This window comes from Bacillus altaicus (assembly GCF_042136375.2).
Lineage (GTDB): Bacteria > Bacillota > Bacilli > Bacillales > Bacillaceae_G > Bacillus_A > Bacillus_A cereus_U.
The window spans coordinates 3,290,675-3,316,747 of sequence record NZ_CM143394.1; the positions used below are offsets into that span (position 1 = coordinate 3,290,675).

Here is a 26,073-nt window from a genome sequence, read left to right on the forward strand (position 1 = left end):
ACAATCTAAAACTAGAAATAAAAAACCTGACGTCATCCGTCAGGTTCAAAATTAAAACGTATATTAATGAGAAGGAAATGCTTTTTTTTCTTGTAAAATGGCATTATGAGCGATTTTCATTTTAGCAAGTACGTACCGCAATCGATCTTCGGCATTTTCATCTTTATTTTGCTGCAAACTCGCCAAATTCTCTACAGAACTCGCTAAATTTTCAATCACGCCTCGAAGTTCAGGATGATGATTAAAAAAAGATTCTTGTACTAATACTTTCCTTAAATCACTAGCTAAATCCATAATTCTAGACAACTGTTCTTTTTCTTCCATTTTCATCCCTCCTGAATATCTTATGTATTAAATATTCTCTAGGCAAGGAAAAAAGCCCTTTAAATTAAAAGGACTTTTACATTTTTATAGTTCCTGTCAATAACATATAAAGTGATGTGATAGCTGCAATAACAATTGCACACATCACATATCTTTCTATACCTACAAAACAACGATTCCCTTTTTCTTTTCTTGCAAACACGTACACGATAATCCCGATTCCATATACAATTGAAACAAGTAATAAATTCTTTAAACCAGCTGCATAAATTAACCATACAGAGTATAGGGAAGCAATTAATGCTAACAATCCATTTTTTACTCTCGCAACTTTTAGCTCTTTCGTGATGACTAATTTCAATTGAAATAGCGCTGATAATAAATACGGTAATAAAATTGATGTTGACGCAATAAAATACATAATTTGATATGTCGATTCTGAAAACAGAACGATTATAAATATAATTTGGGCAACGATATTTGAAATCCATAATGCCATATGCGGCGTTTGCTTCTTATTTGTTTTCGTAAAGACTTTCGGAAATACTCCATCTTTTCCTGCTACATGAGAGATTTCAGAAACAAGTAAAAACCAGCCAATTAACGTACCTATTAGTGAAGCAACTAAACCGATGTTAATCGCAACTGCCCCCCATGGTCCAACAACATGTTCTAATACATGTCCCATTGAAGGAGTTTCTAAAACCGAAAGTTCATTTCTCGTCATAGCTCCCATTGACAGAACTGAAATTAAAATATAAATAGACATAACTAAAATTAACCCAAGTACTGTCGCTTTTCCAACGTCTCTGCTATTTTTAGCTCTTCCTGATAATACAACTGCTCCTTCAACCCCAATGAACACCCAGAGAGTTACAAGCATTGTATTTTTCACTTGACCTAGTACAGAGGAAACTGAGATTGTTCCTTCGCCCCAAAAGTCATGTGTAAATGTATCCCAGCGAAACGCCGTTACCATCACGACAATAAATAATAAGATCGGAACTAATTTCCCAATTGTTGCGATAACATTCATAATGGAAGCTTCACGAATTCCAAATAAAATAAGAAAATGAAGTGTCCATAATAAAAGAGAGGCACCAACGATAGACGCAATATTATTTCCTCCTTTAAAAATCGGGAAGAAATAACCTAATGTGCTAAACAACAACATAATTGTTGCGACATTTCCTAAAATTCCTGCCAGCCAGTACCCCCACGCACTGTTAAAACCAATATATTCACCGAAACCAGCTCGTGCATAACTATAAATTCCGCCCTCAAGCTCCGGTTTTTGTCTTGCTAACGTTTGATATACGAGCGCAAGCGGAATCATTCCCATCGCTGTAATACACCAACCAATTATTGTTGCACCACTATTTGCTCCTACTGCTAAATCATGCGGTAAACTAAAAACACCGCCACCAACCATTGTTCCAACTACTAATGCGATTAACGGAAAAAACCCTAACTTCTTTTCTATTTGTACCACCCCATCTGTCATTCTAGGTGTTATGTTCGTTCAACTATTAAAGTCACCTTTTCTCTAATAGACGTTTCTCTTATATTTTTTCAGGAAAACATTACTTATTCTAAAATAAAATGAAGAAAAATGGAATACTTTTTTGAAAAAATGTATAAGTATGCACAAAATAACCGTTCATTTTGTAATGAACGGTTATTTCAAACATATAAAGTTGTATATTTCTTGTAAAATTAACGAAGTAACTTCTCTTTTTGTAAAAATTGTTTTGCTACTTCTTCACTACTTTTCCCATTCACATTTACTTCGTAATTCATTTTCCGCATTTCTTCATCTGTAATCTTTCCAGATAATTTATTCAATGTTTTTTCAAGCTCAGGATATTTCTGTAACGTCTCTTTTCTTAATAATGGCGCTCCTTGATAAGGAGGGAATAGTCCTTTATCATCTTTTAGCACTTTAAGTCCATATTGCTCAAGTTCACTATCTGTTGAATATGCATCGATTACGTTAACATCCCCCGATTGAATTGCGCTATAGCGTAGTTTCGGTTCCATCGTTTTAACATTTAAAAACTTATAGTTATATAATTTTTGCATACCTTTATAACCATCTTCACGATCAGCAAATTCTAATGTAAATCCTACCTTAGCTTCCTGTGCAATATTTCCTAAATCAGAAATTGTATTTATATTATTTTGATCTGCTATTTTTTTTGGCATAGCTAGTGCGTATGTATTGTTATACTCCATTGGCTTTAACATAACCATATTATATTTCTTTTCCATTCCCATACGAGCTTGCTCATATACTTCATCACGATTTGTACTTTTCGGTTCTTCTTTCACGAAAGTAGATAAAGCTGTTCCTGAAAATTCTGGGTATATATCTACTTCACCTGATTTTAACGCTTCAAATACAAATGCTGTTTTCCCAAGGCCCGGCTTTAATTCTACTTGTAAATCTGTATCCTGTTCAATAAGTTGCTTGTACATTTGAATTAAAATTTCTGGTTCAGATCCAAGTTTGCCAGCAATAACTATGTCTTTCTTTTGTGTATTCCAAAGAAATGGCGAAGCGATCATTACGACAACTATACATATCGTTAATATAACGCGCTTGTATGAGCGTTTTGGCCTCTCAAGCATGCGAAGTACTATATCAAAGAATAAAGCGAGTAACGCAGCTGGTACGGCCCCTAAAATGATAAGCGCATGATCATTCCGATCGATACCGAGTAGTATGAGCTTACCGAGTCCACCAGCGCCTATTAAAGCAGCTAATGTAGCCGTTCCAACAATTAATACCATCGCTGTACGAATACCAGCCATAATAATTGGCAATGCGAGAGGAAGCTCTACCTTCCATAATCTTCTCCAGCTATTCATTCCCATAGCTCTCGCCGCTTCTATAAGTGATTCATCTAATTCCCGTATTCCTGTATACGTATTTCGCAAAATAGGTAATAGTGCATACACAACTAATGCGATAATGGCTGGAAGTTTTCCGATTCCTACTAATGGAATTAAAAGTCCAAGTAATGCAAGTGATGGCACAGTCTGCATAACAGCAGAAGTCCCTATAATAAATTCAGCCATTCGTTCTTTTCTCGTTAATATAATGCCGAGCGGCACTGCAATAATTACTGCAAAAAATAGTGAAATAAGCGATATTTGTAAATGCTCACTTAATGCACTTAGCAATTCTACTTTTCGTTCTTGGAACGTTTGAATAAAATCAGTCACTGTTTAGCCTCTTTCCTTCATTTGTTCAACAATGTAATTGACAATATGACGACTTGTTAACGCTCCAACATATTGACCATGCTCTTCAACCGGCACTGACTCTTCAGTTTGTAAGCGGACTAGTGCTTCTTGTAATGACGAATGTAAAGATAAAGCATTCCCTTCTACTCGTATACGATTGTCTAGCGGCAATACCTCTTCTATACTCTTCCCCTCATACCAAGGTCGTCCACGATTTCCAATGAACTCCTCTACAAACTCATTTTTCGGATTATGTATAATACCTTCTGGTGTATCTAATTGAACAACTTTCCCTTCTTTCATTACACAAATGCGATCACCAAGTGATAAAGCCTCTTGCATATCATGCGTTACAAATACTATCGTTTTTTGAATCTTTTTTTGCAATTGCACTATATCCTGCTGAAGTTGTTCCCTGCTTAATGGATCTAACGCACTAAATGGTTCATCCATAAGAACGATTTTCGGGTTTGCAGCTAATGCCCTAACGACACCAACGCGCTGCTTCTGTCCTCCCGACAATTCATCTGGCATACGATCACGATATACATCTGGTTCTAATCCAACCATATGTAACAGTTCATCAACACGCGTTTTTATTTTCTCCTTACTCCACTTTCTCATTTCAGGGACAACTGCAATATTTTCAGCAATTGTCATATGTGGAAACAGCGCAATCTGCTGCAACACGTACCCTATATTCCAACGCAGTTCGTTTATATTATATTGTTGAATGTCTTTTCCATCGATTAAAATTGATCCTTCCGTCGTTTCAATTAAACGATTAATCATCTTCATTGTCGTTGTTTTCCCGCAACCACTCGGACCAATGAGAACAAAAAATTCTCCTTTTTTAATCTCTAAATGCAATGAATCCACTGCTTTTGTGCCATCTTCATAAGATTTTGACACATGATTAAACTGAATCACAAACACAACTCCTTTATTATTGTTTCCTTTATTTTGATGGAATGTGGAGTTCATTTCAAATGATACGCATTATTCTATAAAAAAAGAGCTCACATTTGAGCTCTAACGGTCGAACAATATTGTTTTCATAATTGCAGCATATTCACGCACATACGCTTTTTTCTTAGAACGACTCGGTGTTTCAGCAGCTAATGCCTCCATCTTTATTCCTAACCGCTTTGCAATTATTTTCGTTCGATATAAATGATACGTATTACTTACAACTACCGCATGCTTTACATCATATAAATCCATACTAAACTTTAAATTTTCATACGTATTTGTAGATTGGTCTTCAATTAAAATACGATTCTCATCTATACCGTGTACCATTAAATAGTTTCTCATACTGTGAGCTTCCGGTATATCTTCATCTTCCCCTTGACCACCTGAAACGATTACTTTCACCTCAGGGTGAGAATATAAATATTCCAACGCCACATCCAAACGATTTTGAAGAGATAAAGACGGTCTATCTCCAAATAACTTTGCACCTAATATAAGAACGTATGGAGAGTGATTACTCAATTTTTCACGAGCAACTTTATTCATTCGAAACGTCATATAAATGATGTATAGCGGAGGTAGTAATAAGATTATAAGCAATATCCATTTGTTCATAAATAAGTTAACACTCCCTTTCTTTTTATTATATAGAAAAAGAAAAGGAGGCAGAAGTATTTTTTAAACAATTGATTTATTAGACACATTCGCTTTCATTTTACGTTTTGAAATTACATAATAAAAAGCAATCCCTAATGATAGGATCAATATAAAGCTCAGTACATAAAACGGAATCATTACCCCTGCTTTAGATACGCCTGCCGTAAACAACATTAATAATACAATTCGAATTCCTGTGCCAATTAATCGAAATAAGCTGTCCACACGTCCCATTACTTCGTTTGGGATTTCTTCCATCATCAATACATTTCTCGCCACTCGTGTTCCAGCATTTCCAATCGCATGAAAAATCGCAAGTCCATATAATAACATAATGGAAGGCTCAATAATCATTGCGGTAATTGAAATTACATAAATAACCATCGTCATAACGATTGAAACTTCTATTTTGACATATTTCATCATGATTGGAATACTTATTCCCGCAATAACAGCCCCAACACCATACATCATACCTTCTATCGCGTATACAGAGGCACTAGCTTTGAGTATATCTGAAATATAAACTGGGATTAAATAATTTGCCATCATAACACCGATAAACGGCATATAAGTGGAAAATAAAAACCAAAAGAGCCTAGGACGCTTTTTCATAAAGTGAATTCCTTCGAACAATTGCTTCTTAAATGTTGCTTTCCGTTTCACTTCTTTTTTCTTTACATACGGTATACATAAGAAAAGAAAAAATGCTCCTGCAAAAGTTAACATATCTACTAACAAAATCCATTTCAAAGAAACGATCTCAATTAGAAAGCTAGCAGCCGCTCCTGAAATAACTTGCGTTAATTGTCCTTGTATTTCCATCGTGCCGCTTAAACTTTTATAATGTTCAGATTGAAACATTTCTTGGTTGAATGCAAAAATTGTAGGATAGAATAATAGGTAATAGAAAGAACCTGCTATATAAATAATGATATAATGAATAGAATTGTATGATTGCCCAGCAAATCCCCAAATAGCCATCATTCCTATAATGGCTATCCCGATACCTTCGTTACATAACAACAAATATTTTCTTGAAAAACGATCTATACTTTGCCCAATAAATGGCGTTAATAAAAACATTATGAGAGTTGCAACGATAGAAACATAACCAAATGTCGTCTCTCCTCCACTTTCCTTAATCAATAGCCACGGAATCGTTATCATAACAATCCCGGAACCAATAGCAGATAAACTATTGGCTCCTAGAATGTAATACAAGCGAGAATCATGATAAAGAGAGGACATATCACTCAACTCCTAATTGTTTTTTCACCTCTTTATATACGCTCATATATGCTTTTAATTCTTTAACTAAATCATGAATTAATGGTTTTGCATCTTCTCCAAGTTCACCATCTTGTACATGTAATCCATCAAGTACTACTTGTTTTGGGATTGCATTTGCGTAAACGCCTCTAGCGACAGTACGCATACTATTTAATGCGTTTATTCCCCCTTTACCTCCTCCAGCAACTGCTAGTAATGCGACAGGCTTATGGATGAATTCACTGCTACTTAAGTAATCTAACGAATTTTTCAGCGCTCCGCTCATCGCGTTATGATATTCTGGTGTACATAGTACTACTCCATCCGCAGCTTTCACTAAAGCTTTTAATTTTTTTACTGCCTCTAATTCACGTTGTGATTCTTCTCCATTATATAAAGGCAATTCCGCTACTGCTAAATCGTATAACTCCCCTTCAAATTGCTCTGCAATATATTTTGCCACAACGCGAGTTCTACCGAATTTTCTTGGTGTACCGTTAATAACGACTAGTTTCATAATTATTTCTCCCCTTTGTTTTCAAGTTATATTTATATATTATCAGAAATTTCTATACAAAACACAGTAAAAAGAGGGAAAAACTTTCATTAAATAGTATGAGAAATAAAAAAAACTCATACTTTCGTATGAGTTTCACAAAACTAATATTTCCTATTTTTTCACAACCTCATGTCCACCGAATTGATTACGAAGTGCAGAAACCACTTTTCCGTGGAATGTATCATCTTCTTGTGAACGGTAGCGCATAAATAATGACATAGCGATAACTGGTGCCGCTGCTTGTAATTCAAGCGCAGTTTCAACAGTCCATTTCCCTTCTCCTGAAGAGTTCATTACACCTTTAATGCCATCAAGTTTTGGATCATCTGCAAATGCTTTTTCAGTTAAGTCCATTAACCAACCACGGATAACTGATCCGTTCGCCCATACTTTTGCAACATCTTCATAATTGAAATCAAAATCACTTTTATCTAGTACTTCAAATCCTTCAGCGATTGCTTGCATCATTCCGTATTCAATACCGTTATGAACCATTTTTAAGAAATGCCCACTACCGACGCGGCCTGCATATGAATAACCATTTTCTACTGCTAAATCTTTAAATAAAGGTTCTAGTTGATCATAAATTTCTTTTTCTCCACCAACCATTAAGCAAGCACCGTATCTAGCTCCTTCCACACCGCCTGATGTACCGATATCTACATAATGTAAACCAAAGCTTTTCGCTTCTTCAGCACGGCGTAACGTATCTTTATAGAATGAATTTCCGCCTTCAATAACGATATCGCCTTCCTCTAATAATGGATATACATCTTTTAGTACTGACTCGACAACTTCTCCTGCAGGTACCATTACCCAAATTGTACGAGGTGCTTCTAGTTCAGCAATCATTTCTTTTAACGTATGACGGGCAGTAATCCCTAATTTTCCTGCCTTTTCAACAAGCTCATTATTTACATCGTATACAACTACTTCATGCTTGTCTTCATGTAAGTGTTCAGCTAATGGGAATCCCATTTTTCCTAATCCAATTAAACCTAGTTTCATATTAATCAATCTCCCATTCTATACAAATATATTTAATAACGAAATTAGCCCAAGTGCTACAACAGATAATATTGTCTCCATTGCAGTCCATGTTAATAATGTTTCTTTCACAGTCATTCCGAAATACTCTTTAATCATCCAAAATCCTGAATCATTTACATGCGATAAAATTAATGACCCTGCTCCTGTTGCAAGTGCCAGTAACTCTACATTTACTCCTGGTGTACTTGCTGCAATCGGTGCTACAATTCCAGCTGCTGTCATCATAGAAACAGTAGCCGATCCCGTTGCAACTCGGATAAGTGCAGCAATTCCCCAACCTAATAATATCGGTGAAATATGCGATTCTTTCGCCATCTCCGCAATTGTAGTTCCGATCCCAGAATCTAATAACACTTTATTAAATGCGCCCCCTGCACCAATAACTAACAGTATGTTTGCAATCGGCCCTAAGCAATCGTTTGTAAATTGTAAGACTTTGTCTTTAGAAAATCCTTTTGCATAGCCAAGACTAAAGAAAGAATATATCGTTGCAATTAATAATGCGACTATTGGATCTCCAATAAAGTGCAATACTTGTGCAAGTTGACTCGTTTTGCTTAACGCTACTTCCGCTATCGATGCACCTAGCATAAGAAATACTGGAAGTAAAATAGTAAACAATGTATTTCCGAAGCTAGGAAGTTCCTTCTTCTTATCTCTTTCAATAAATTGCTCCGCTATATCTAACGGTACTTCTTTATGTATACGAGCACCGATCCATTTCCCATAAAGCGGACCTGAAATTATTGCAGTTGGAAGTCCGACAATTAATGCATATAAAATTGTCTTCCCTACATCTGCTTTAAATATACCTACCGCTGCCATTGCTGCTGGATGCGGTGGAACAAGTCCGTGTACAACCGAAAGACCTGCTACTAGCGGAATTCCGATTGTAATAAGTGATACCCCTGTTTCTAACGCAATTGTAAATACTAACGGAATTAATAGTACAAATCCAACTTGGAAAAACACCGGAATCCCTACTAAAAATGCAACGAACATCATTGCCCAGTGAACACGCTTTTTCCCAAAACGTCCAATTAATGTGTTTGCAATTCGTTCAGCACCGCCAGACTCAGCCATCATTTTTCCAAGCATTGTTCCTAAAGCTAAAACAATCGCCAAAAACCCTAACGTATTACCAAGACCTAATTTAATAGAATCGATAATCCCCGGATGTTGTGGTGAAGTTCCAATTAAGGGCATCCCCATTGCTAGCCCAACTCCGATTGCTGTTAAAATTAACGCGACAAATGGATGCCATTTTACTACCGTAATTAGTAAAAGTAATATAACAACAGCCGCTAGTACGATCCCAACTACCATCTCTCCCAATCCCCCTATTGTTTACGTTGGAAAGCAGCTATACAATCAAATTCTTCTTTCAAACGATTGTAAAGTCGTTCATACATATAAAACATCTCTAAATATAAAGCCGTATTTTCTTTATTCGGTACATGGTGATGGACAATATCAATCCAATCCTTCACCTCTTCAAGAGAATCAATTTTCCCAATTGCATACAAAGCAAGTGCTGCTGCCCCAAGCGCAGATGCTTCATGACTTTCTGGAACAAGCAATTCTTTCCCCATCATGTCAGATAACATTTGTCTCCAAAATGCAGATTTCGCAAAGCCTCCTGAAACACGTATTTCAGTAAGTGGCCCTGTACAATCTCGAATGGCAAGTGCTACTGAATACACACTCATACAAACACCTTCCATAACTGCTCGTATGAAATGTTCACGTTTATGCTGAAGGTTTATCCCGAAGAATGTACCTCGAGCATTTGCATTCCAGTAGGGTGCACGTTCTCCAGATAGAAACGGTAAAAATAGCAATCCATCTGCTCCAGCTGGTACACTTTCTGCATACTTAATTAATAAATCATAAGGATCAATCCCAAGCTTCTTTGCAACTTCTTGCTCTGGGCTACCAAATTCATCACGTAACCATCTCAGTAATATTCCGCCGTTATTCGTTGGCCCACCGATAACCCAGTGCTCATCTGTTAATGCGTAACAAAACGTTCTTCCCTTTTCATCTGTATTGACATTTGATGAAATTGTTCGAACTGCACCACTTGTTCCAATCGTAATTGCAGCTGAGCCAGGTGATATTGCACCGACACCTACATTTGCAAGAACACCATCACTTGCACCAATAACAACTGGAGTATCCTCACTAATACCCATCTTTTGTGCTAATTCCGGCTTCATTCCCGATAAAATATATGTAGTTGGTACAGGTGTTGATAATTGTTCTGGTGACATATTTAACATAGTTAAAACATCTTCATCCCAGTTTAATGTTTTTAAATTAAATAACCCTGTAGCAGATGCGATAGAATAATCAACTACATAGCGTGAAAATAATTGATAAATGACATACTCTTTAATGGAAATAAATTTATACGCAGTTCTGAATAACTCCGTTTCTTCTTCTTTCATCCACAATAATTTAGAAAGTGGTGACATCGGATGAATCGGTGTACCAGTTCTTCTATAAATGTCATGACCATTCATTTGTTGTAATAGTTTTTCTGATTGCTTTGTGCTTCTATTATCTGCCCAAATAATAGAGCGCGTTAACGGCGCACCGTTTTCATCTACTGCAATTAAGGCGTGCATTGCTGTACTAATCCCGATAGAAGAAATATCTTCCGGTGACACATTACCCTTTCCAATGGCAACGCTTACAGTTTTATATACAGCAGCACATATTACATCAGGATCTTGCTCAGCCCATCCGACCTTCGGTTGAATAATTGGATAATCAATTGCATGTGAAGCAACGACTTTTCCTTTTTCAGTGAATACAACCGTTTTCGTACTTGTGGTACCGATGTCAACCCCGATTACTCTCCCCCTTGTTTCCATGCGAACCTTCCCTTCGTTTCTAGCAAAATACGATCTAGTAAACCGTTTACATGAATTAGTATATAAAATATTTTTTCATAAATCAAGTTATGAAAAGAAAATTTTTTTCAAACCAAAATGTACCTCTCATCTTCTTAATCATTCTCTTTATCTTTTTTAAATAACCTTTTTAATTTATCAAACATTCTTTCCCCTCCACCTAAAGATAATAATATATAAGTTCTCGTTTTCTTAGCTTGATGGACATAGGGCGTGGCTCCCTACTATCACTTTTTTACCTTGTAAATATATGTCCCATACTATAAAATCTAATAGTATTTATATTTTTCTGAAAAATCAAAACAAAATATGAACTTTATTGTATAATGTTGTAAAAAGATGTCGGAGGGGTTTAATGTTATATAAAATATCTCAATTCACAATAAAACTTTCATCAATTCTTTTATCACTCTTACTATTACTAAATTTACCTTATTTATTTATCACTCAGCAGGGATTCACTTTTCAACCAATTCATTTTTTTAATCAGATCGTTACTATGTTAAAACAGGTTTTCTCACCTGAATCATTAGTGGTTATAGGATCAGACCCGAAATTTGGTCATTTCAAAAAGACACCATTATTTCCAACTGTTTTAGAACCTTACCTATATTCATTTACTGTATTATTTATAGCCTTTTTTCTTGCACTCTTTCTATCATCTAGTATGGCATTTTTTTATTTTTTAGCAAAAGATTATATAAAAAAATGGATAAACCGAATTGTATTCATATTAGAAGCTATCCCTGATATGATGATGATGATTTGTTTGCAAATATTTTTCATATGGGTACTTCAGAAATTCGGAGAATCTCCTGTCACCATTATTTCTTTTAATGAAAATCGAGCTTATTTACTCCCTATTTTATCTTTAGCAGTCTTACCTACATTACAAATGTTTCGGATGATGGTGTTATACATAAAAGAAGAACATGGAAAACATTACGTAGAAGTTGCATATGGAAAAGGACTTTCATCAAGTTATATACTATGCATTCATTTATTCAAAAATATATCTATCCACTTCTTTCACCATTTAAAAACGATTTTTGTTTTCTTACTTTCTAACTTATTCATTTTAGAATTTGTTTTTAATATGGAAGGCATTATTCAATTTTTATTTAAGAAGGCGTTTATTTCACCTCCAGCTGCATTTATCATACTTGTTATGATTATTTTACCGTTTTATGCCATTTTTCAAATAATCTCATTCATGATGAATAGATGGCAAAAGCAATTGAAAGGAGCAGCATTATGAAATCTATTTGGAAATCAAAACGATTCTTAATCGGCTTTACTTATTTATTCATACTTGTTTCAGCTAGTTTTATTTATAGTTGGTTCTTTAAAGATAACATCCCAAAACCTCCTCAGTTACTTTACAATGACAATAACGAATTACTTGGAAAGGCCCCCTTTCCGCCATCGTTAATACCGCCTTTTGGATCTGATCGTTTTGGAGATTCTGTTTTCTTACAAATTGTAGAAGGAGCAAAATTCACCATTTTATTAGCCGTGGTAATTAGCTTCTTTCGAATTTTATGCGGAACATGTATAGGAATCCTCTTAAGTTTATATGCTCCAAAATTCAAGAGATTTTTCCAGGCATGCTCAGAAGTTTTTTATTATATCCCAACTCTATTTATCGCATTTATACTCATCACGCCCGTTAATATTGTAATCATATCAAATGCTGATAGATTAGATCCAAACATTTCATTTACGTTTTATCAAGTACTCGTACTTATTTTCGTCGCTCTGCCTACACTATCTTTATATATATCCTCAGAGGTTGATGAATTTATGAAACAAGATTACATTTTAAGTTCACAATTACTGGGTGCTAGCCGTTTTCATATTATCAAAAAACACTTACGAGTCTTATTACTTGACCGCTTATTTGTGTTATTTATGGAACATATCGTCCAAACACTCATACTCGTTATCCATTTAGCGTTGCTTAACATCGTAATTGGCGGGATACAAATGCGGGAACTCTATGACGGAGCGCTCAAACCTGTTTCTCTATCTAATGATTGGGCAGGCCTTATCGGATTAAATCGTTATGAAATGAATCTTTCATGGTGGATTATTTTTTATACTCTCGTTTCATTCTTTATTACGATTCTATTTATTAAGCTTATGACAATCGGGATTCAAGATGCACTGAATACACGAGATTCGCAAACTGTAGCAATTCAAACCGTTCCAGATCATAAAAAATTTGTTAAACATAAAGATTCTTTTTCTTTTGCAAATAAAGTGAACTTTTAATCATGTCTCATCAATCAAGTATTAATTGGCATTGATATTAGTAGAATATAAAGAAAATGATCCCTATTTAATACAGGGATCATCTTTTTTATGCCGTCTAACTTTTTTAAATGTCCTTTGCTAGACTCATGCTTTTTATATTTAAAATGAATTATTTACAATCACAATTATTCTGTTTAAAATCGATTACCATACGCCCTTGAATTCTACCTTGTTCCATTTCTTCGAATACATTTTGTACTTTATCTAGAGAACAAGTTTGAACAACTGGCACTACTTTTCCTTCTGCGCCGAACATAAATGCCTCCTCCAGATCCTTACGAGTACCAACTAAAGAACCAACTACTTCAATTCCGTCTAATACAAGTCGTGGAATGTTTAAATCCATAGTTTCTACTGGTAAACCTACCGCAACTACTTTACCGCAAGCACGTACTGCATCAACTGCTGAGTTGAAGGCTACTTTAGAAACTGCTGTTACTACAGCAGCATAAGCCCCACCAAACTCCTCTTGAACAATTTTATCAGCAGAACCTTGAGTAATTGGATTGATAGTCATATCGGCACCAACTTCTTTTGCTAAGGCTAATTTGTCGTCATTGATATCTACTGCAATTACCTTTGCACCAAATATATTTTTAGCATATTGGATTGCTAGGTTACCCAATCCACCACAACCATAGATTACGATAGGTTGACCAGGTTTAATGTCTGATACTTTAATAGCTTTATATGTAGTTACGCCTGCACATGTGATTGATGATGCTTGAGCAGGATCTAATCCTTCTGGTACTGTCACAGCATAATCAGCTGTAACGATACATTGTTCAGCCATACCACCATCTACTGTATAACCAGCATTTTTAACTTCACGACAGAATGTTTCTCTACCAGTTACGCAATATTCACAACGTCCACAAGATTGGAACATCCATGCAATACTTACACGGTCACCAAGCTTAAGTGAAGTAACATCATCAGCAATTTTAGTAACAATACCTACACCCTCATGACCAAGGATGCGGCCATCTGTATTACCAAAATCATGATTCGCAACGTGTAAGTCAGTGTGGCAAACTCCACAATACTCTACATCTACTAACGCTTCGCCTGAGCGTAACGGACGTAATTCTTTTTCAATAACTTCAATGTTTGCTTTGCTGTTTTTATTAACTACTACTGCTTTCATATGTGATCTCCCCTTTAGTGTTTTAGAGTTTTAATGAGTTTATCTCACAACTACTGTCCTCACTATTTTGGCTAATTATTGTACCAAATTTAAGTGTTCAATCATCATTACATGTTCATCATAACATGGAATTTCACAAACATTTTTTGAAATATTGAACAATATTTGAATTATTACATAAAGGTTTTTTATGTATTAAAAGGAAATATTTTAAATTTCATTATATCTACATTTGAATTTATTAAGCTATTCTTTTGATTTTAAATGTGAAGTATATAGAGGTTAGAAAAAATGAATGGTTGTGAAGATGGGAGATTATTACTATAAGTAAAACGTTTCAAACAATCTTTTTGTAGTTCATCTTGGGGTATTTACTTTTCTTAGCTTGATTGTGATGGGATATCACCAATCGGGCTTTTACGAGCAGTTAATCTCCTACCTAACTTCCTCGCCTTGTTCCTAATTTTGAGGCGGGAGTCTTACTGCCCGCAAATAGCGGGATAAAACTAATTGAAACGCTAAAGATGAACATGTTGCTTATTTCTACGGGCAAGTAGATCTTGAGGATATATCAACAAACTAAAAAGCTCTTCATTTGAAGAGCTTTTTATATTCGCTTCATTGAAATTGTTTCACGTATGCTTTGTAAATTTTGCAGTGTTTCCTCCTGTCGTTGCAACGACAAACCCACATACAAAGTATCTAATAAACTAAGCTGCGCTAATCGTGATGAACTTGCTTCTGTACGAAATTCAGTCTCACGCGTCGAAGTATATAGCGTTATATGAGCAAGTTGGCTTAATGCCGATTTTTGATAGCTCGTAATCGCAATAATGCGAGCTCCTCTTGCTTTTGCTACTTCTAACGCTTCAAGTAATCCTTTATTACTGCCCGAATGAGAAATTGCAATGACCACTGCTTCTTTTGTCAACAAGCCAGCCCCCATAATTTGAAAATGAGAATCCGTATGAGCAATACAAGAAATACCCGTTCTCATAAACTTATGATAAGCATCCATCGCAATAATACCCGACCCACCATTTCCATAAAACTCAATTCGTTTCGATTCATTCAGCGCACTTACTGCCTGTTCCAACGCGTTATCGTTTAACAAATGTAATGTATCTTGCAGTCCTGTAATATGTGAATGAAAAACTTTTTTAGCAACAGTGACCATATTATCTTCTACTGATACTTCCTCATGAATATTTTGCATCGGGGTATGTACAATCTCACGAGCTAATGTAATTTTCAAGTCTTGGAACCCTTGAAAACCTAAGTGTTTGCATAAGCGGAATATCGTTGCTTCGGAACTATTCGTAACTTCCGCTAATTCCGTAATCGATTTATGTACAACATCTTGTGGATGTTTCAAAATATGTTCGGCAATACTTCGTAATTTCGGTGATAAACCATTTAACGAAGCCTGAATCTTTCCAATCCCACTTTTTGTACCAGGCATAGCGTATCTTCCCCTTCCATAGTAGCTTTATTGTACCTAATTATTGAAAGAAGAAAAACCTCTATTTGGCGCATCACTATACATTTTATTTGCTCCTATGTATTCTACCGTAACATATGACACAATTATTCCTACTTATTTTTAGTTTTCCCCATGCTTTACTGCGTATAAGGCAGCTTGTGTGCGGTCATCTACTTCCAATTTAGCCAATACGTTAGAAACATGTGTTTTAACCGTTTGTTCTGTAATATGAAGCTCCGCTGCAATTTCCTTATTACTTCTTCCTTTCGCAATTTCACGAAGTACTTCTTGCTCCCTTTTCGTTAACATAGAAAAAGGATTCTTTTTTTCTTTCTTGACTGCTGACCGTCCTAATAGCGCAGGTGTTACCTTTGGATGAAAATTCGCGTTTCCTTGATATACCGCAACAATTGACGCAACGAGTTGATCTGGCTGCACCTCTTTTAATTGATAACCATCTGCCCCAGCTTTTAATGCCGGTAAAACGTAATCTTGTTCTGAAAAACTACTGAGCATAAGAATTTTTATTGTCTCATCGTATTGTTTTATACATTTTGTCGCTTCAATACCATCCATTTTCGGCATTGTTAAATCCATTAATACTACATCCGGCCTTTCTGTTTGGACGAATGTTAATGCTTCTTCACCATTTTCTGCTTCCCCAATAATTTCAAATTCTTCTCTCGTCTTCAAAAAGAATACGAGCCCCCTTCGAACAATATGATGATCTTCTACAAGTAATAATTTAATTTTCACTGACGTTCTCCCTCTCAAACCGGTAATTGAATTTCTATCTTTGTCCCCTTTTCCGGTTCTGTTTTTATTCGGAAAATTCCCCTCATTAATTCAATTCGTTCTTTCATACTTTTCAAACCAAGTGCTGACTCTCTTACTTGATCCTGTATAAATCCTATTCCGTTATCCTCTATGTAAAAGTGCAGCTTATTATCTTCAATCCTTAAATAAACACATACTTTTTCACACGAAGCATGCTTTTTACAATTATGTAATGCCTCTTGGCTTATACGCCATAAAACTTCTTCTATTTCATCTTCAATTAAAACCATTCCATCAATTCGAACTTCCACTTGAATCCCTAACAGTTTTCCGTAATTTTGAATCGCTTCTGCTAAACCTTTCTCTAATCCTTCAGGCCTTAATTGCCAAATCAAAAGTGTCATCTCTTGTAATGCTTCCTGTGATAATTCTCCAATATAACTTAACATCTCTTGCAAGTCTCTATCCTTCGTCATATTTAGAGTCCCTTTCGCTGTTAGCATAATTGAAAATAACAATTGTTTAACGGAATCATGTAAATCACGAGCCAATCGATTTCTTTCAGCTACAACTACATATTTCCGTTCTTTCTCAACTAATTGAATACGTTGTACTGTCGTTCCAATTTGAAATGCAATCGCTTCTAATAACGCTAACTCCTCCTCAGAAAAGTGTGTTTTATGAGGCGAGGCCACATTTAATAAACCGAATTTCTCTGATCCAGATCTTAGCGGGATTGTAGCATGATGTGTAACATCTTCTGTCTCGCCCCAATTACATTCAATCGCATCTTCTATTCGTTTACATTCAATAATATTTGTCGCTTTTTCCAATCTTCCATTCACAAAACGTTCTACGCACCAACAATCTCCTTCACACATCGGCTTCTTTTCCTGCCACGTAAGAGCTGGGGGTAAGTTTTGGTCTACAAGCATACGATGCTTTCCACTTTCATCAATAAAGAATATCCATCCTGTTTGTAAATTCATAACTTGTAATAATGTATGTAACACTTTTCCTAACATTTCCTGTAAGTTTGTTGCTTCATTTAGTAACTCAGCAATTTCTTTTAATGCTTCTAAACGATGCATCTCTTTTTCATCTATGTTCATTCTCATCACCAACTATCATTATAACATTAAGAAATTTCTAAATACTACAAACAAAAAGAACTGAATTCCTTCAGCTCTTTTTTAGGAGATACCCCATACAGTGCATTCAAATCTAAATTCTAAACCAAAACAGACATTAGCTAATTTTTATTAACTGTCTGATAAAGATTGTCCCACATGGATATTTTGTAAACTTTCAGTGTTAACGAACATATTCGCTGCTGGCATTTGCACTTGATTTTTATGGAACATAGACATTAATTCAAATCTTACTTGCCTTGAAGTTTCAAAATAATCTTCTGGCCTAATCAAACCTGTAATACAAAATTCATATCCAACATATTTAAGGTTAGGGTTTAAGTCTGTAACACCAACATATTTAAATGGTTCAACAGCTTCATCCTCTACTCTATAAAGACTTTGATCCAATTTTTCATTACACATAACACACACTTCTTCTAACAATTCCTTAACTCTTGTAGGATCTTCCTGATAACTTACCGTGATGCGTTCAATAACTCGCATCCATCCTTTATTAAAATTTTGTATCGTTCTAATCTCTCCGTGTGGTATGGTAAGGAGTTTTCCTGACCATTCACGAATTTGCATAAAACGAATACTAATTTCCTCAATAGTTCCTGAATTTGTTCCGTTAAAAGTAACAAAATCGCCAACACGAAACTCTTTGTCCGCTAATCTTGCAAAGCCTAATATGACATCTTTTAGCATCTGTTGTGCAGCAAAACCGATGACAACTCCCGCTATCCCTGCACCTGCAATAATACTTTTTATATCTACAAATTGACTAATTAAATATATGATCAGACTGATGATAATGATATATCTAAAAATAGATCGAATTACACTTTGAATCGTCTGCTCTACCTCTTCATCAAAAAAGCTTGATTTTCTAAAAAACCAATCAATAATGCGATTTATAACAAAAGAAATAATGATAAGAACTAAAGCAAATAGTAAAAACCTTAAAAGTAAAAACTCCCTTACATAATTAAAAAACTCTTCAGTATACGTTAATAAACTCATCCATCCACTTCCTTACTAATGAAAATTTCATACAGAGCTACTTTATTGTAAATACGTATTTATCATCTCAACACTTGTTTTCGAAACATCTTTTATCCTGATCTTAAATTGTACTTTCTTAACTATGTATTTGTATTCATTGTTCATCTTCAGCAATATAACCCTTTCATCAATCTTTCCACTTCAGATGTTCTTTTCTATTTACTATAAATATACCCTTTTTAATAATCTAAAGGGAGATTACAATAGAAATTTTTATAAACAACTTTGTAATACTCACCTCGTTCAAAGGAATACATTCACATAACACCGAATAGTTCATTTGATACTTTTTTCACGGAGGTTACAATTAATGGGATATATCGAAGAACTAAGAGAGATTGTTGGATCAAGGCCACTCAATTTAGCAGGAGTTGCTGTAGCTGTTTTAAATGATCAAGAACAAATATTACTACAACAAAGACGAAATGGCATGTGGGGTGTTCCTGGAGGTTTTGTGGAACTTGGTGAATCCACAGAAGAAGCCGGAAGACGAGAAGTGCTTGAAGAAACAGGTATTGAAATTGGTACACTTCAGTTAGTAAGTGTATTTTCAGGTAAAGAGTTTTTTGTGAAATTAGCGAACGGAGATGAATTTTATCCTATAACAATCGCTTACCTTTGCAAAGACATTAAAGGTGGCTTGCTAAAAGCTGATGGAGTTGAATCATTACATGTACAATTTTTTGATTTAAATGAACTACCAGAAAACATTGGTCCATTCATAAAAAAACTAATTCAGCAACAAGTCGTCTCTATTTAAATGTGAAAAAGAGACCTTTTTGAAGGCCTCTTTTTTCACTTCACTTCTGCATTTAAACAAGATTTAAAATGTCCAAGTGCATATTCATGTCCTTGCGCATTAAAAGATGCAACCGCCTTTTCATAAACGACAATTTTAAACCCTTTATTATAAGCATCTACTGCCGTATGAAGAACGCAGATGTCGGTACATACACCTACAAGATGAACTTCTTCTATGCCTCGTTCTCTTAGCTTCATCTCTAAATCTGTTCCAGCAAATGCACTGTATCGCGTTTTGTCCATATAATATACATTCTCAGCATTTTTATATTTCACGCATACATCTTGTAATTCACCGAATAAGTCTCTTCCATTTGTACCCGCTATATTATGAGGTGGGAATAACTTAGCTTCAGGATGATATACATCATTGTCTTCATGTTTATCGATCGCAAATACTACGTAATCACCTTTTTCAATAAATTGTTTCGTTACATTTACAAGTTCCTTCTCAATTTCTTGACCTGGTTTCCCGCATGTTAAAGCACCTTTTTCAGCTACAAAATCATATGTATAATCAATATTTATAATCGCTCTTTTCATAACTACAATCTCTCCTTCTTCTGTTTCACAGTAAACAATAGAAAATTTGTTATTACGACATCGTATGTACTATTCGACATTACAAATAAAATACCTACATTTCCCTCTCAATACTTACCTTAATCCGAGTTTATCATAAAGTGAAACTTTAATCAGAGGGGGTTTTGTCCATCCCCTCCGATTATTAGCCTTCACCAATCGAGCTTTTACTGGAAGTTGATCTCCCACCTAACTTTCTCGCATGTGCCGAATTATGAGGTGGGGTTCTTACTGCCCGTTAAAGCGGGATAAAACCGGTACACAATGACAAAACATACAGCTCCAATTAACAAGTCATGAATTTGATAATTGAGCGTAACTTCAACCACCTCTTGTAAAGTAAACCAAATGACCGAAAACATTATAATAAATACGAAAATACGAATAACTCGTTTCAAACTTTCAATCCCTTTCTCTTACATGATAGTAAAGAATAAGTTCTTCCTATTCATTCGTACTAAAAAGTGAAACAAATTATTCTCAATGACATAATTCAATCCAAACTAAAAAGCACACTACTTTTGAGTAATGTACTTTTTATCCATAATTAAGACGCAGGCTTCGTTTCAAACGTCGCTTGATTAAATCTAATGACTTTTCCTTTTGGGTCATTGTTTTCAAACTGAGCTGCGGTAATCGTATGACTACCTGTCTCAAGCGTCTTTTCTTTTAATTGTACTGTTGTCTGTGTTGTACTAGTTACTTGATGTTTATCTGCAAATATTTGATCTACAAATACAAATGTTTCTTTATCATTTTGAAAATTGGAAAGTTCTAATTCAACTTGCTGAATTAAAGTATCCTTTTTTATGAATACAGTTGGTATATTGCCATTTTCAGAAGTACCATCTGGAGTAGTTACTTTTACTTTCCCTTCTCCGATTGGCACTGCTCCTTCAGGAAATACGACCATATTCTCATCACTTGCATTTACAACTTGTTCTTCCTGGTTTGACTGTGCATCTTCTTTTTCCTTTGGAGCACCACAGCCTACTAATAACAATACAGACAATCCAGTGATTATGAATTTCTTCAAAATTCATCCCCCCTGTTATTTCATTATAATTTATTATACAAAAATAACTTCTTAATTTTAAAACTAGTCTTTAACACTTTCATGAACAAATATTAGCTTACTCACGATTACTGTACCATACTTTCATTTTAAGAACATTAATTTTTTTAAAGAAATAAATAGTAATTCCACTCTATTCATCATTTTAGCCCAATTCACTAAAGAAATATCCATTCAAAATAAAAAGACATTGTCATTTCAATGTCTTTTCTACATAACATTTAGAAAATAAATGTTGTAATCTCATCAACTTCTTTTCGCGAAAGTTTCTTCGGCTTATCTTTCGGAAACCCGAGTGAAATTACCATATTAATTTGTTTTTGAGGCTCAATTTGTAAATATTGTCGCAGTTCATCTTGAGCTAACAATACAGGTCCTGTCATTGGACAAGTGCCAAGTCCTTTCGCATGTGCAGCCAACATTAAGTTTTGTGCTGCTAGACAGCTACTCTTAATTCCTTCCTCTTCCCACACTGAATCAGGAACAAAGGCAATTGGATCAAATATCTTTTCACGAAACTTTGATTCATATGGTGTTGCCAAACATACGATTAATACTGGCGCCTCAGAGAAAGCTGTCGCATACGGACCGAAAGAACGTGTAAGTAATTTCCCTGCTTTCTCTTCTCCATTTTCTGCTGCCTTTGCCGCAAGTTTATGTAATGCATCCCATGTCATTTGTTCAATTTCTTTAATTTTCTCTCGATTCATAATGACCAAGAACTCCCACGTTTGTGAGTTCGTATCACTCGGTGCATAACGAGCACAATCAATAATTTCTTTTATATCACTAGTGGATACTTCTTGTTCTGTAAACTTTCTAACACTTCGTCTACCGTGAATTACTTCTTTAAAATCTTCATAATTCATACATTAAATCCCCTTTTTTACAGCGTTTTCAAAATTTGTCCTATGGTTGAATTATATCATGAAAAAAAGCTGGGGGAATACCAGCTTTTTCCCTCATTATTAATTTGTCACTTTAAACAAACTAATACTTTCTTCATATGCAGCTTGTAGTTTTTTCGTAATTGGTCCTCTTTCGCCGCTTCCAAACTTCTCATCACCAATTTGAACAACAGGGAATATTTCAAGTGGTGTCGCTGTAAAGAAACATTCGTCAGCCTCGTATACTTCTTGCAATGAGAATTCACGCTCTTCTACTTCAATATGTAAAGCTTTCGCTAATGTAATAACGTAGTGGCGAGTAATGCCGTGTAGAATGAAATTATCGGCCGGATGTGTAATTAATTGATTATTTTTCACCATAAAGAAATTCGAATGACACCCTTCTGTTACAATTCCATCTCGTACTAATATCGCTTCTTGATACCCTTGCTCGTTTATTTTATTTTTAATCATGATATTAGGTAGAAGGTTTAAAGATTTTATATGACAGAACTTCCAGCGTATATCCTCTTCTATAGTAACCTTTATTCCTTGTTCCATAGTAGCGGTAGGTCTTGGAAACGAAACAATATTCGCAAAATATGTTGGCTGTAAATCTTTTTCATACACATGATTTCGAGCTTGAGCTCCACGTGATATTTGAAGATACACATTCCCATCCTCTTGAAAGTAATTTTTTTCAATCATTTGATGAAGTTCCTCGACTAGATCTTCCTTTGTAAACGGCGGAACAATATTTATTTCCTTCATAGATTTAAAAAAGCGTTCCAAATGTAAGTCTAATAAATGAGGCTTTCCATCGTATAGCCTAAATACCTCATATATGCCATCACCAAATTGGAGTCCTCTCTCTTCTAACGCAACCATCGGCTGTTCTTCTTTCGTGTTTACAATTCTTCCGTTAAACAAAATCCAATCTTTATGAGTAGCTTTCATTCCTTCCCACTCCTTTATTCCATGATTGGTTTTATTGTACAACTTATCCACACTTAAAAGAAGGAATTTTCTGTATTTAAATACGCAAAAAAAGTACATCACCTATTTAAAGTGATGCACTCAACCATTCATTTATTTCAAAAAATATTTTTCAATATCATCTAGCATTAAGTTTGCAGCTTTAATACCGCCTGCTGTATTCCAAATTACTTCATCCACTTGGAATACTTTATTGTCTTTAGAAGCCTGTAGCTGCTTAAAGAGTGGGTCTTCTGTCCATTCTTTTGCTAACGTGGTTCCTTCGTTATTCTTATCTGCATCTTTATCAGATGTGAAGTAGAATATGTAGTCCCCATCCATATTCGGAATTTGCTCTTTTGTAATTCCTTTTATCACAAACTCATCTTTATCTTGTAGTGGTGGTCGCTTAAATCCAATATCATTTAAAACAACACCTGAAAATGAGTTTTTCTGATAAATACGAACGTCACCTGGTACAAAGCGAATAATAGAAACTTTAGAATTCAATTTATCTCCTAACTTCTCTTTCATTCCTTCAATACGTTTTTTATAATCTTCAAGAGCCTTTTGCCCTTCTTTTTCTTTATTTACAGCTTTTGTATAGAGTGTAAAGTTTTCCTTCCAATCCCCGCGCAATGTTTCAGCATATACAGTTGGCGCTATTTCGTTCAATTGCTCATATATTTTTTCATGGCGCATTTTATTCCCGATTATTAAATCTGGTTTAAGCTTCATAACTGCCTCTAAATTAATATCACGCTCAGTTCCTACAACTTTCGTATCTTTTAACTCTTTCGCTAAATGAGGATACCATTCATCACCAGCACGTGGTTTTGTAGTTCCAACTGGCGTTACTCCGACAGCTAAAAGAGCCTCCGCACCCTCATTTGTTAAAACAACAACTTTTTTCGGTGTCCCATTTACTGTCGTTTCACCCATTGCATGCTTTATACTATATGAATCTTTTGCCTTTACTGATGTATCTTTTGCTTTCTGCTCTTCTTTACCACACCCTGCAATTATAACCATTAGTAACATAATGCAAAGTATAAGCATATTTTTAGTTCGTGTCATATATCCCCCTAGTTGAAATTGATTATCAATAACATTCAAAAGAATAATGCATATCTTACATATTGTCAATACATATATCAGAAAACTTTTGAAATACATATAATTTAAACACTCTTCCCCATTCGAAATACATATATATCCGCCTTTAACCCTCATTTTTTCATTCGAAACATTTGAAAAATCAATGACCATAAGAAAGTAATTATTATTCCAGTCAACAAATAACATATGTAATACAAAAACATGTCTCCATCTCAGCAATAAGATGGAGACATGTTCAATTATACTTTTCAATATTGATTATATTTAATATATGACGGATCATTATACACCCACTGATTTCCACCAAGGTTCAACCAACCGTTTTGATTAATATATACTAAATACGATTCCGGATTATTTAATTTACGAATAACTGAAGAAGATGTTGATGGACCACTTCTTAAGTTCACATTCGTTCCTTGTATATAAGCGACACCAATTGGACTTCCATCACTATTACTCGTCTTTACAAAATTAATATACGAAGGGTCATTATACACCCATTGTCCATTTCCTAAATCTAACCACCCGTTACTTTCCTGATATACGACATACGATTCTGGAGAGTTGAGTTGACGAATAACTGAAGAAGACGTTGATGGACCACTTCGTAAATTTACATTTTTTCCAAGGATATAAGCAATCCCCTTCGTTTGTGGTGTTGGCTGCGGGTTTGGAGGTTGTGGATTTGGAGGATTCGGATTTGGGGCTAATCCAAAAATAGCTGCTATTCCGTTTGCATACGCTTGACTTAGATCTTCAATAAATTGTGGGTTTTTCAATAAATTAGCATCAAACGTAGTATCAATAAAGGCAGTCTCTGTTAATATTGCATCCATTGCAGTCTCTCTTAGTACCGCATAATTTGCTTTTTTTCCCCCTCGATCACGAAGGCCGTATTTTGTTAATACAGGATTGACTGCTGCATGCATTTTTTGTTGCTTTTCATATGCGGAACTACTATTAGATAGCGCGTTGTAAATATAACTTTCAAATCCAGTGCCACCGCCACTATTAATGTGAAATGAGATAAAATAATCTGCACCAAATGAATTAGCAATATTAGCACGTTCTGATAAAGAGATAAATACATCACTATCACGTGTCATTTTAATATTGATTGGATAATTTGCAGATAAAATATCCCGAACACGTCTAGCAATTTGAAGTGTTAACTCTTTTTCCACTAACCCATTACCAACAGCACCAGAATCATATCCACCATGCCCTGCGTCTATAACAAGTTTCATATATCTTTTTCGTTCCTTTCTTTATTGTAATAAGCTTCATTTCTACTCGTCCTATTTTATGTTAATTGTACAAGTTCCGTTACAAGTACAAATAAAAAAACCCCCTTATGTAAGGCGGTTTCTATCGCTTTGCTTTAGCCAATTTAAAATGAATATATACGATTGATAATGGATGTAACGTATGCAAAATAAAAGAAATAAAAGAAATATCCCACCGCCGCTATATAGCAACCCAAACTTCAAAAAGATGTTCAAAAGAGGTGGGAAATACGTTATGTTTTGCAATACAAATAGCATACAAAACAAAATTAAAAATACAGGAATATATTGTAATTCATATGGTCTTCTCTTCTTATACATTCTTTTCCGAATAAAAGTCTGGCATAGTTCTGCTACTATAAAACAACCTCCAACTAATACAAGACCAGAAGTTATCGTCATACGTCCACCTACCTTATA

Annotated in this window: 25 protein-coding genes; 3 read left to right on the plus strand and 22 right to left on the minus strand. The window is 35.0% G+C overall.

All coding sequences use genetic code 11. The features are described from left to right. Positions 1 to 63: 63 nt before the first annotated feature. The 10 genes from ACE38F_RS17105 to gntK all read right to left on the minus strand — a co-directional run bounded on the left by ACE38F_RS17105 (position 64) and on the right by gntK (position 10,965). Positions 64 to 324 (minus strand): hypothetical protein, encoded by a 261-nt coding sequence (locus tag ACE38F_RS17105; protein ID WP_002085825.1) that lies wholly within the window; start codon positions 322 to 324, stop codon positions 64 to 66. Positions 325 to 400: 76 nt separating this feature from the next. Then, positions 401 to 1,828, minus strand: coding sequence for a basic amino acid/polyamine antiporter (locus ACE38F_RS17110; protein ID WP_215556237.1), 1,428 nt, complete (start codon positions 1,826 to 1,828; stop codon positions 401 to 403). 212 nt (positions 1,829 to 2,040) lie between these two features. Next, positions 2,041 to 3,552: an ABC transporter permease/substrate-binding protein gene (locus tag ACE38F_RS17115; protein ID WP_375369281.1), complete on the minus strand. Its 1,512-nt coding sequence runs from the start codon at positions 3,550 to 3,552 to the stop codon at positions 2,041 to 2,043. 3 nt (positions 3,553 to 3,555) lie between these two features. After that, positions 3,556 to 4,503 (minus strand): ABC transporter ATP-binding protein, encoded by a 948-nt coding sequence (locus ACE38F_RS17120; RefSeq protein WP_375369282.1) that lies wholly within the window; start codon positions 4,501 to 4,503, stop codon positions 3,556 to 3,558. Positions 4,504 to 4,605: 102 nt separating this feature from the next. Continuing rightward, entirely contained in the window at positions 4,606 to 5,163 is a 558-nt protein-coding gene (locus tag ACE38F_RS17125; RefSeq protein ID WP_199674369.1) for a YdcF family protein, read from the minus strand. 63 nt (positions 5,164 to 5,226) lie between these two features. Further along, on the minus strand, positions 5,227 to 6,456 hold the full coding sequence (locus tag ACE38F_RS17130; RefSeq protein WP_215556234.1) for an MFS transporter: 1,230 nt from the start codon (positions 6,454 to 6,456) through the stop codon (positions 5,227 to 5,229). Between the two features lies 1 nt (position 6,457). Beyond that, positions 6,458 to 6,994, minus strand: coding sequence for an NADPH-dependent FMN reductase (locus ACE38F_RS17135; RefSeq protein ID WP_071745885.1), 537 nt, complete (start codon positions 6,992 to 6,994; stop codon positions 6,458 to 6,460). 153 nt (positions 6,995 to 7,147) lie between these two features. Next, positions 7,148 to 8,044 carry a phosphogluconate dehydrogenase (NAD(+)-dependent, decarboxylating) gene (gene gnd / locus ACE38F_RS17140; protein WP_375369285.1) on the minus strand — a complete coding sequence of 299 codons (897 nt, stop codon included), beginning with the start codon at positions 8,042 to 8,044 and terminating at the stop codon, positions 7,148 to 7,150. 18 nt (positions 8,045 to 8,062) lie between these two features. After that, complete coding sequence (locus ACE38F_RS17145) at positions 8,063 to 9,412, minus strand: GntP family permease (RefSeq protein WP_078178581.1); 1,350 nt, start codon at positions 9,410 to 9,412, stop codon at positions 8,063 to 8,065. 14 nt (positions 9,413 to 9,426) lie between these two features. Continuing rightward, complete coding sequence (gntK, locus tag ACE38F_RS17150) at positions 9,427 to 10,965, minus strand: gluconokinase (protein WP_375369286.1); 1,539 nt, start codon at positions 10,963 to 10,965, stop codon at positions 9,427 to 9,429. Between the two features lie 394 nt (positions 10,966 to 11,359). On the opposite strand from gntK, the gene ACE38F_RS17155 reads away from it, so the two are divergent. Together ACE38F_RS17155 and ACE38F_RS17160 are read left to right on the plus strand one after the other, a co-directional pair. Further along, positions 11,360 to 12,262 (plus strand): ABC transporter permease subunit, encoded by a 903-nt coding sequence (locus ACE38F_RS17155; protein WP_375369288.1) that lies wholly within the window; start codon positions 11,360 to 11,362, stop codon positions 12,260 to 12,262. Further along, entirely contained in the window at positions 12,259 to 13,278 is a 1,020-nt protein-coding gene (locus ACE38F_RS17160) for an ABC transporter permease (protein WP_375369290.1), read from the plus strand. The genes ACE38F_RS17155 and ACE38F_RS17160 overlap by 4 nt, the downstream gene beginning before the upstream one ends. Positions 13,279 to 13,429: 151 nt before the next feature. Here the strand turns inward: ACE38F_RS17160 and adhP are convergent, their stop codons facing one another. From adhP to ACE38F_RS17185, 5 genes are all read right to left on the minus strand, one after another. Continuing rightward, entirely contained in the window at positions 13,430 to 14,467 is a 1,038-nt protein-coding gene (gene adhP, locus ACE38F_RS17165; protein ID WP_375369291.1) for an alcohol dehydrogenase AdhP, read from the minus strand. A 607-nt stretch (positions 14,468 to 15,074) separates the two neighbouring features. After that, on the minus strand, positions 15,075 to 15,929 hold the full coding sequence (locus ACE38F_RS17170) for a MurR/RpiR family transcriptional regulator (protein WP_215556228.1): 855 nt from the start codon (positions 15,927 to 15,929) through the stop codon (positions 15,075 to 15,077). Between the two features lie 141 nt (positions 15,930 to 16,070). Then, on the minus strand, positions 16,071 to 16,706 hold the full coding sequence (locus ACE38F_RS17175; RefSeq protein ID WP_215556227.1) for a response regulator: 636 nt from the start codon (positions 16,704 to 16,706) through the stop codon (positions 16,071 to 16,073). A gap of 14 nt (positions 16,707 to 16,720) precedes the next feature. Continuing rightward, entirely contained in the window at positions 16,721 to 17,839 is a 1,119-nt protein-coding gene (locus ACE38F_RS17180) for a GAF domain-containing sensor histidine kinase (RefSeq protein ID WP_462782387.1), read from the minus strand. A gap of 150 nt (positions 17,840 to 17,989) precedes the next feature. Then, positions 17,990 to 18,883, minus strand: coding sequence for a mechanosensitive ion channel family protein (locus ACE38F_RS17185; RefSeq protein WP_375369293.1), 894 nt, complete (start codon positions 18,881 to 18,883; stop codon positions 17,990 to 17,992). Between the two features lie 352 nt (positions 18,884 to 19,235). Here ACE38F_RS17185 and ACE38F_RS17190 point away from each other — a divergent pair, with 352 nt between their 5' ends. Next, positions 19,236 to 19,685 (plus strand): NUDIX hydrolase, encoded by a 450-nt coding sequence (locus ACE38F_RS17190; RefSeq protein WP_375369295.1) that lies wholly within the window; start codon positions 19,236 to 19,238, stop codon positions 19,683 to 19,685. A gap of 35 nt (positions 19,686 to 19,720) precedes the next feature. On the opposite strand, the gene ACE38F_RS17195 is transcribed toward ACE38F_RS17190, so the two are convergent. The 7 genes from ACE38F_RS17195 to ACE38F_RS17225 form a co-directional block, all read right to left on the minus strand. Further along, positions 19,721 to 20,269, minus strand: coding sequence for a cysteine hydrolase family protein (locus ACE38F_RS17195; RefSeq protein WP_375369296.1), 549 nt, complete (start codon positions 20,267 to 20,269; stop codon positions 19,721 to 19,723). A 586-nt stretch (positions 20,270 to 20,855) separates the two neighbouring features. Beyond that, positions 20,856 to 21,344: a putative periplasmic lipoprotein gene (locus ACE38F_RS17200; RefSeq protein ID WP_215556223.1), complete on the minus strand. Its 489-nt coding sequence runs from the start codon at positions 21,342 to 21,344 to the stop codon at positions 20,856 to 20,858. A gap of 260 nt (positions 21,345 to 21,604) precedes the next feature. Further along, positions 21,605 to 22,252 (minus strand): nitroreductase family protein, encoded by a 648-nt coding sequence (locus ACE38F_RS17205; RefSeq protein ID WP_215556222.1) that lies wholly within the window; start codon positions 22,250 to 22,252, stop codon positions 21,605 to 21,607. A 99-nt stretch (positions 22,253 to 22,351) separates the two neighbouring features. Continuing rightward, positions 22,352 to 23,227 carry a D-amino-acid transaminase gene (gene dat, locus ACE38F_RS17210; protein ID WP_215556221.1) on the minus strand — a complete coding sequence of 292 codons (876 nt, stop codon included), beginning with the start codon at positions 23,225 to 23,227 and terminating at the stop codon, positions 22,352 to 22,354. A gap of 132 nt (positions 23,228 to 23,359) precedes the next feature. Further along, the gene (locus ACE38F_RS17215) at positions 23,360 to 24,322 is read right to left on the minus strand and encodes an ABC transporter substrate-binding protein (RefSeq protein WP_215556220.1); all 963 of its coding nucleotides are present in this window, start codon (positions 24,320 to 24,322) and stop codon (positions 23,360 to 23,362) included. 290 nt (positions 24,323 to 24,612) lie between these two features. After that, positions 24,613 to 25,614, minus strand: a complete 1,002-nt coding sequence (locus tag ACE38F_RS17220; RefSeq protein WP_375369298.1) for an N-acetylmuramoyl-L-alanine amidase — start codon at positions 25,612 to 25,614, stop codon at positions 24,613 to 24,615. Between the two features lie 105 nt (positions 25,615 to 25,719). Beyond that, positions 25,720 to 26,055, minus strand: coding sequence for a hypothetical protein (locus ACE38F_RS17225; RefSeq protein ID WP_012260872.1), 336 nt, complete (start codon positions 26,053 to 26,055; stop codon positions 25,720 to 25,722). Between the last annotated feature and the right edge of the window lie 18 nt (positions 26,056 to 26,073).

Coding starts and splice junctions, on each gene's coding strand:
- ACE38F_RS17105 (WP_002085825.1), bottom strand. CDS start 324: ATGGAAGAAAAAGAACAGTTGTCTAGAATTATGGATTTAGCTAGTGAT.
- ACE38F_RS17110 (WP_215556237.1), bottom strand. CDS start 1,828: ATGACAGATGGGGTGGTACAAATAGAAAAGAAGTTAGGGTTTTTTCCG.
- ACE38F_RS17125 (WP_199674369.1), bottom strand. CDS start 5,163: ATGAACAAATGGATATTGCTTATAATCTTATTACTACCTCCGCTATAC.
- ACE38F_RS17130 (WP_215556234.1), bottom strand. CDS start 6,456: ATGTCCTCTCTTTATCATGATTCTCGCTTGTATTACATTCTAGGAGCC.
- ACE38F_RS17135 (WP_071745885.1), bottom strand. CDS start 6,994: ATGAAACTAGTCGTTATTAACGGTACACCAAGAAAATTCGGTAGAACT.
- gnd (WP_375369285.1), bottom strand. CDS start 8,044: ATGAAACTAGGTTTAATTGGATTAGGAAAAATGGGATTCCCATTAGCT.
- ACE38F_RS17145 (WP_078178581.1), bottom strand. CDS start 9,412: ATGGTAGTTGGGATCGTACTAGCGGCTGTTGTTATATTACTTTTACTA.
- gntK (WP_375369286.1), bottom strand. CDS start 10,965: ATGGAAACAAGGGGGAGAGTAATCGGGGTTGACATCGGTACCACAAGT.
- ACE38F_RS17155 (WP_375369288.1), top strand. CDS start 11,360: ATGTTATATAAAATATCTCAATTCACAATAAAACTTTCATCAATTCTT.
- ACE38F_RS17160 (WP_375369290.1), top strand. CDS start 12,259: ATGAAATCTATTTGGAAATCAAAACGATTCTTAATCGGCTTTACTTAT.
- adhP (WP_375369291.1), bottom strand. CDS start 14,467: ATGAAAGCAGTAGTAGTTAATAAAAACAGCAAAGCAAACATTGAAGTT.
- ACE38F_RS17170 (WP_215556228.1), bottom strand. CDS start 15,929: ATGCCTGGTACAAAAAGTGGGATTGGAAAGATTCAGGCTTCGTTAAAT.
- ACE38F_RS17180 (WP_462782387.1), bottom strand. CDS start 17,839: ATGAACATAGATGAAAAAGAGATGCATCGTTTAGAAGCATTAAAAGAA.
- ACE38F_RS17185 (WP_375369293.1), bottom strand. CDS start 18,883: ATGAGTTTATTAACGTATACTGAAGAGTTTTTTAATTATGTAAGGGAG.
- ACE38F_RS17190 (WP_375369295.1), top strand. CDS start 19,236: ATGGGATATATCGAAGAACTAAGAGAGATTGTTGGATCAAGGCCACTC.
- ACE38F_RS17195 (WP_375369296.1), bottom strand. CDS start 20,269: ATGAAAAGAGCGATTATAAATATTGATTATACATATGATTTTGTAGCT.
- ACE38F_RS17205 (WP_215556222.1), bottom strand. CDS start 22,252: ATGAATTATGAAGATTTTAAAGAAGTAATTCACGGTAGACGAAGTGTT.
- dat (WP_215556221.1), bottom strand. CDS start 23,227: ATGAAAGCTACTCATAAAGATTGGATTTTGTTTAACGGAAGAATTGTA.
- ACE38F_RS17215 (WP_215556220.1), bottom strand. CDS start 24,322: ATGACACGAACTAAAAATATGCTTATACTTTGCATTATGTTACTAATG.
- ACE38F_RS17220 (WP_375369298.1), bottom strand. CDS start 25,614: ATGAAACTTGTTATAGACGCAGGGCATGGTGGATATGATTCTGGTGCT.
- ACE38F_RS17225 (WP_012260872.1), bottom strand. CDS start 26,055: ATGACGATAACTTCTGGTCTTGTATTAGTTGGAGGTTGTTTTATAGTA.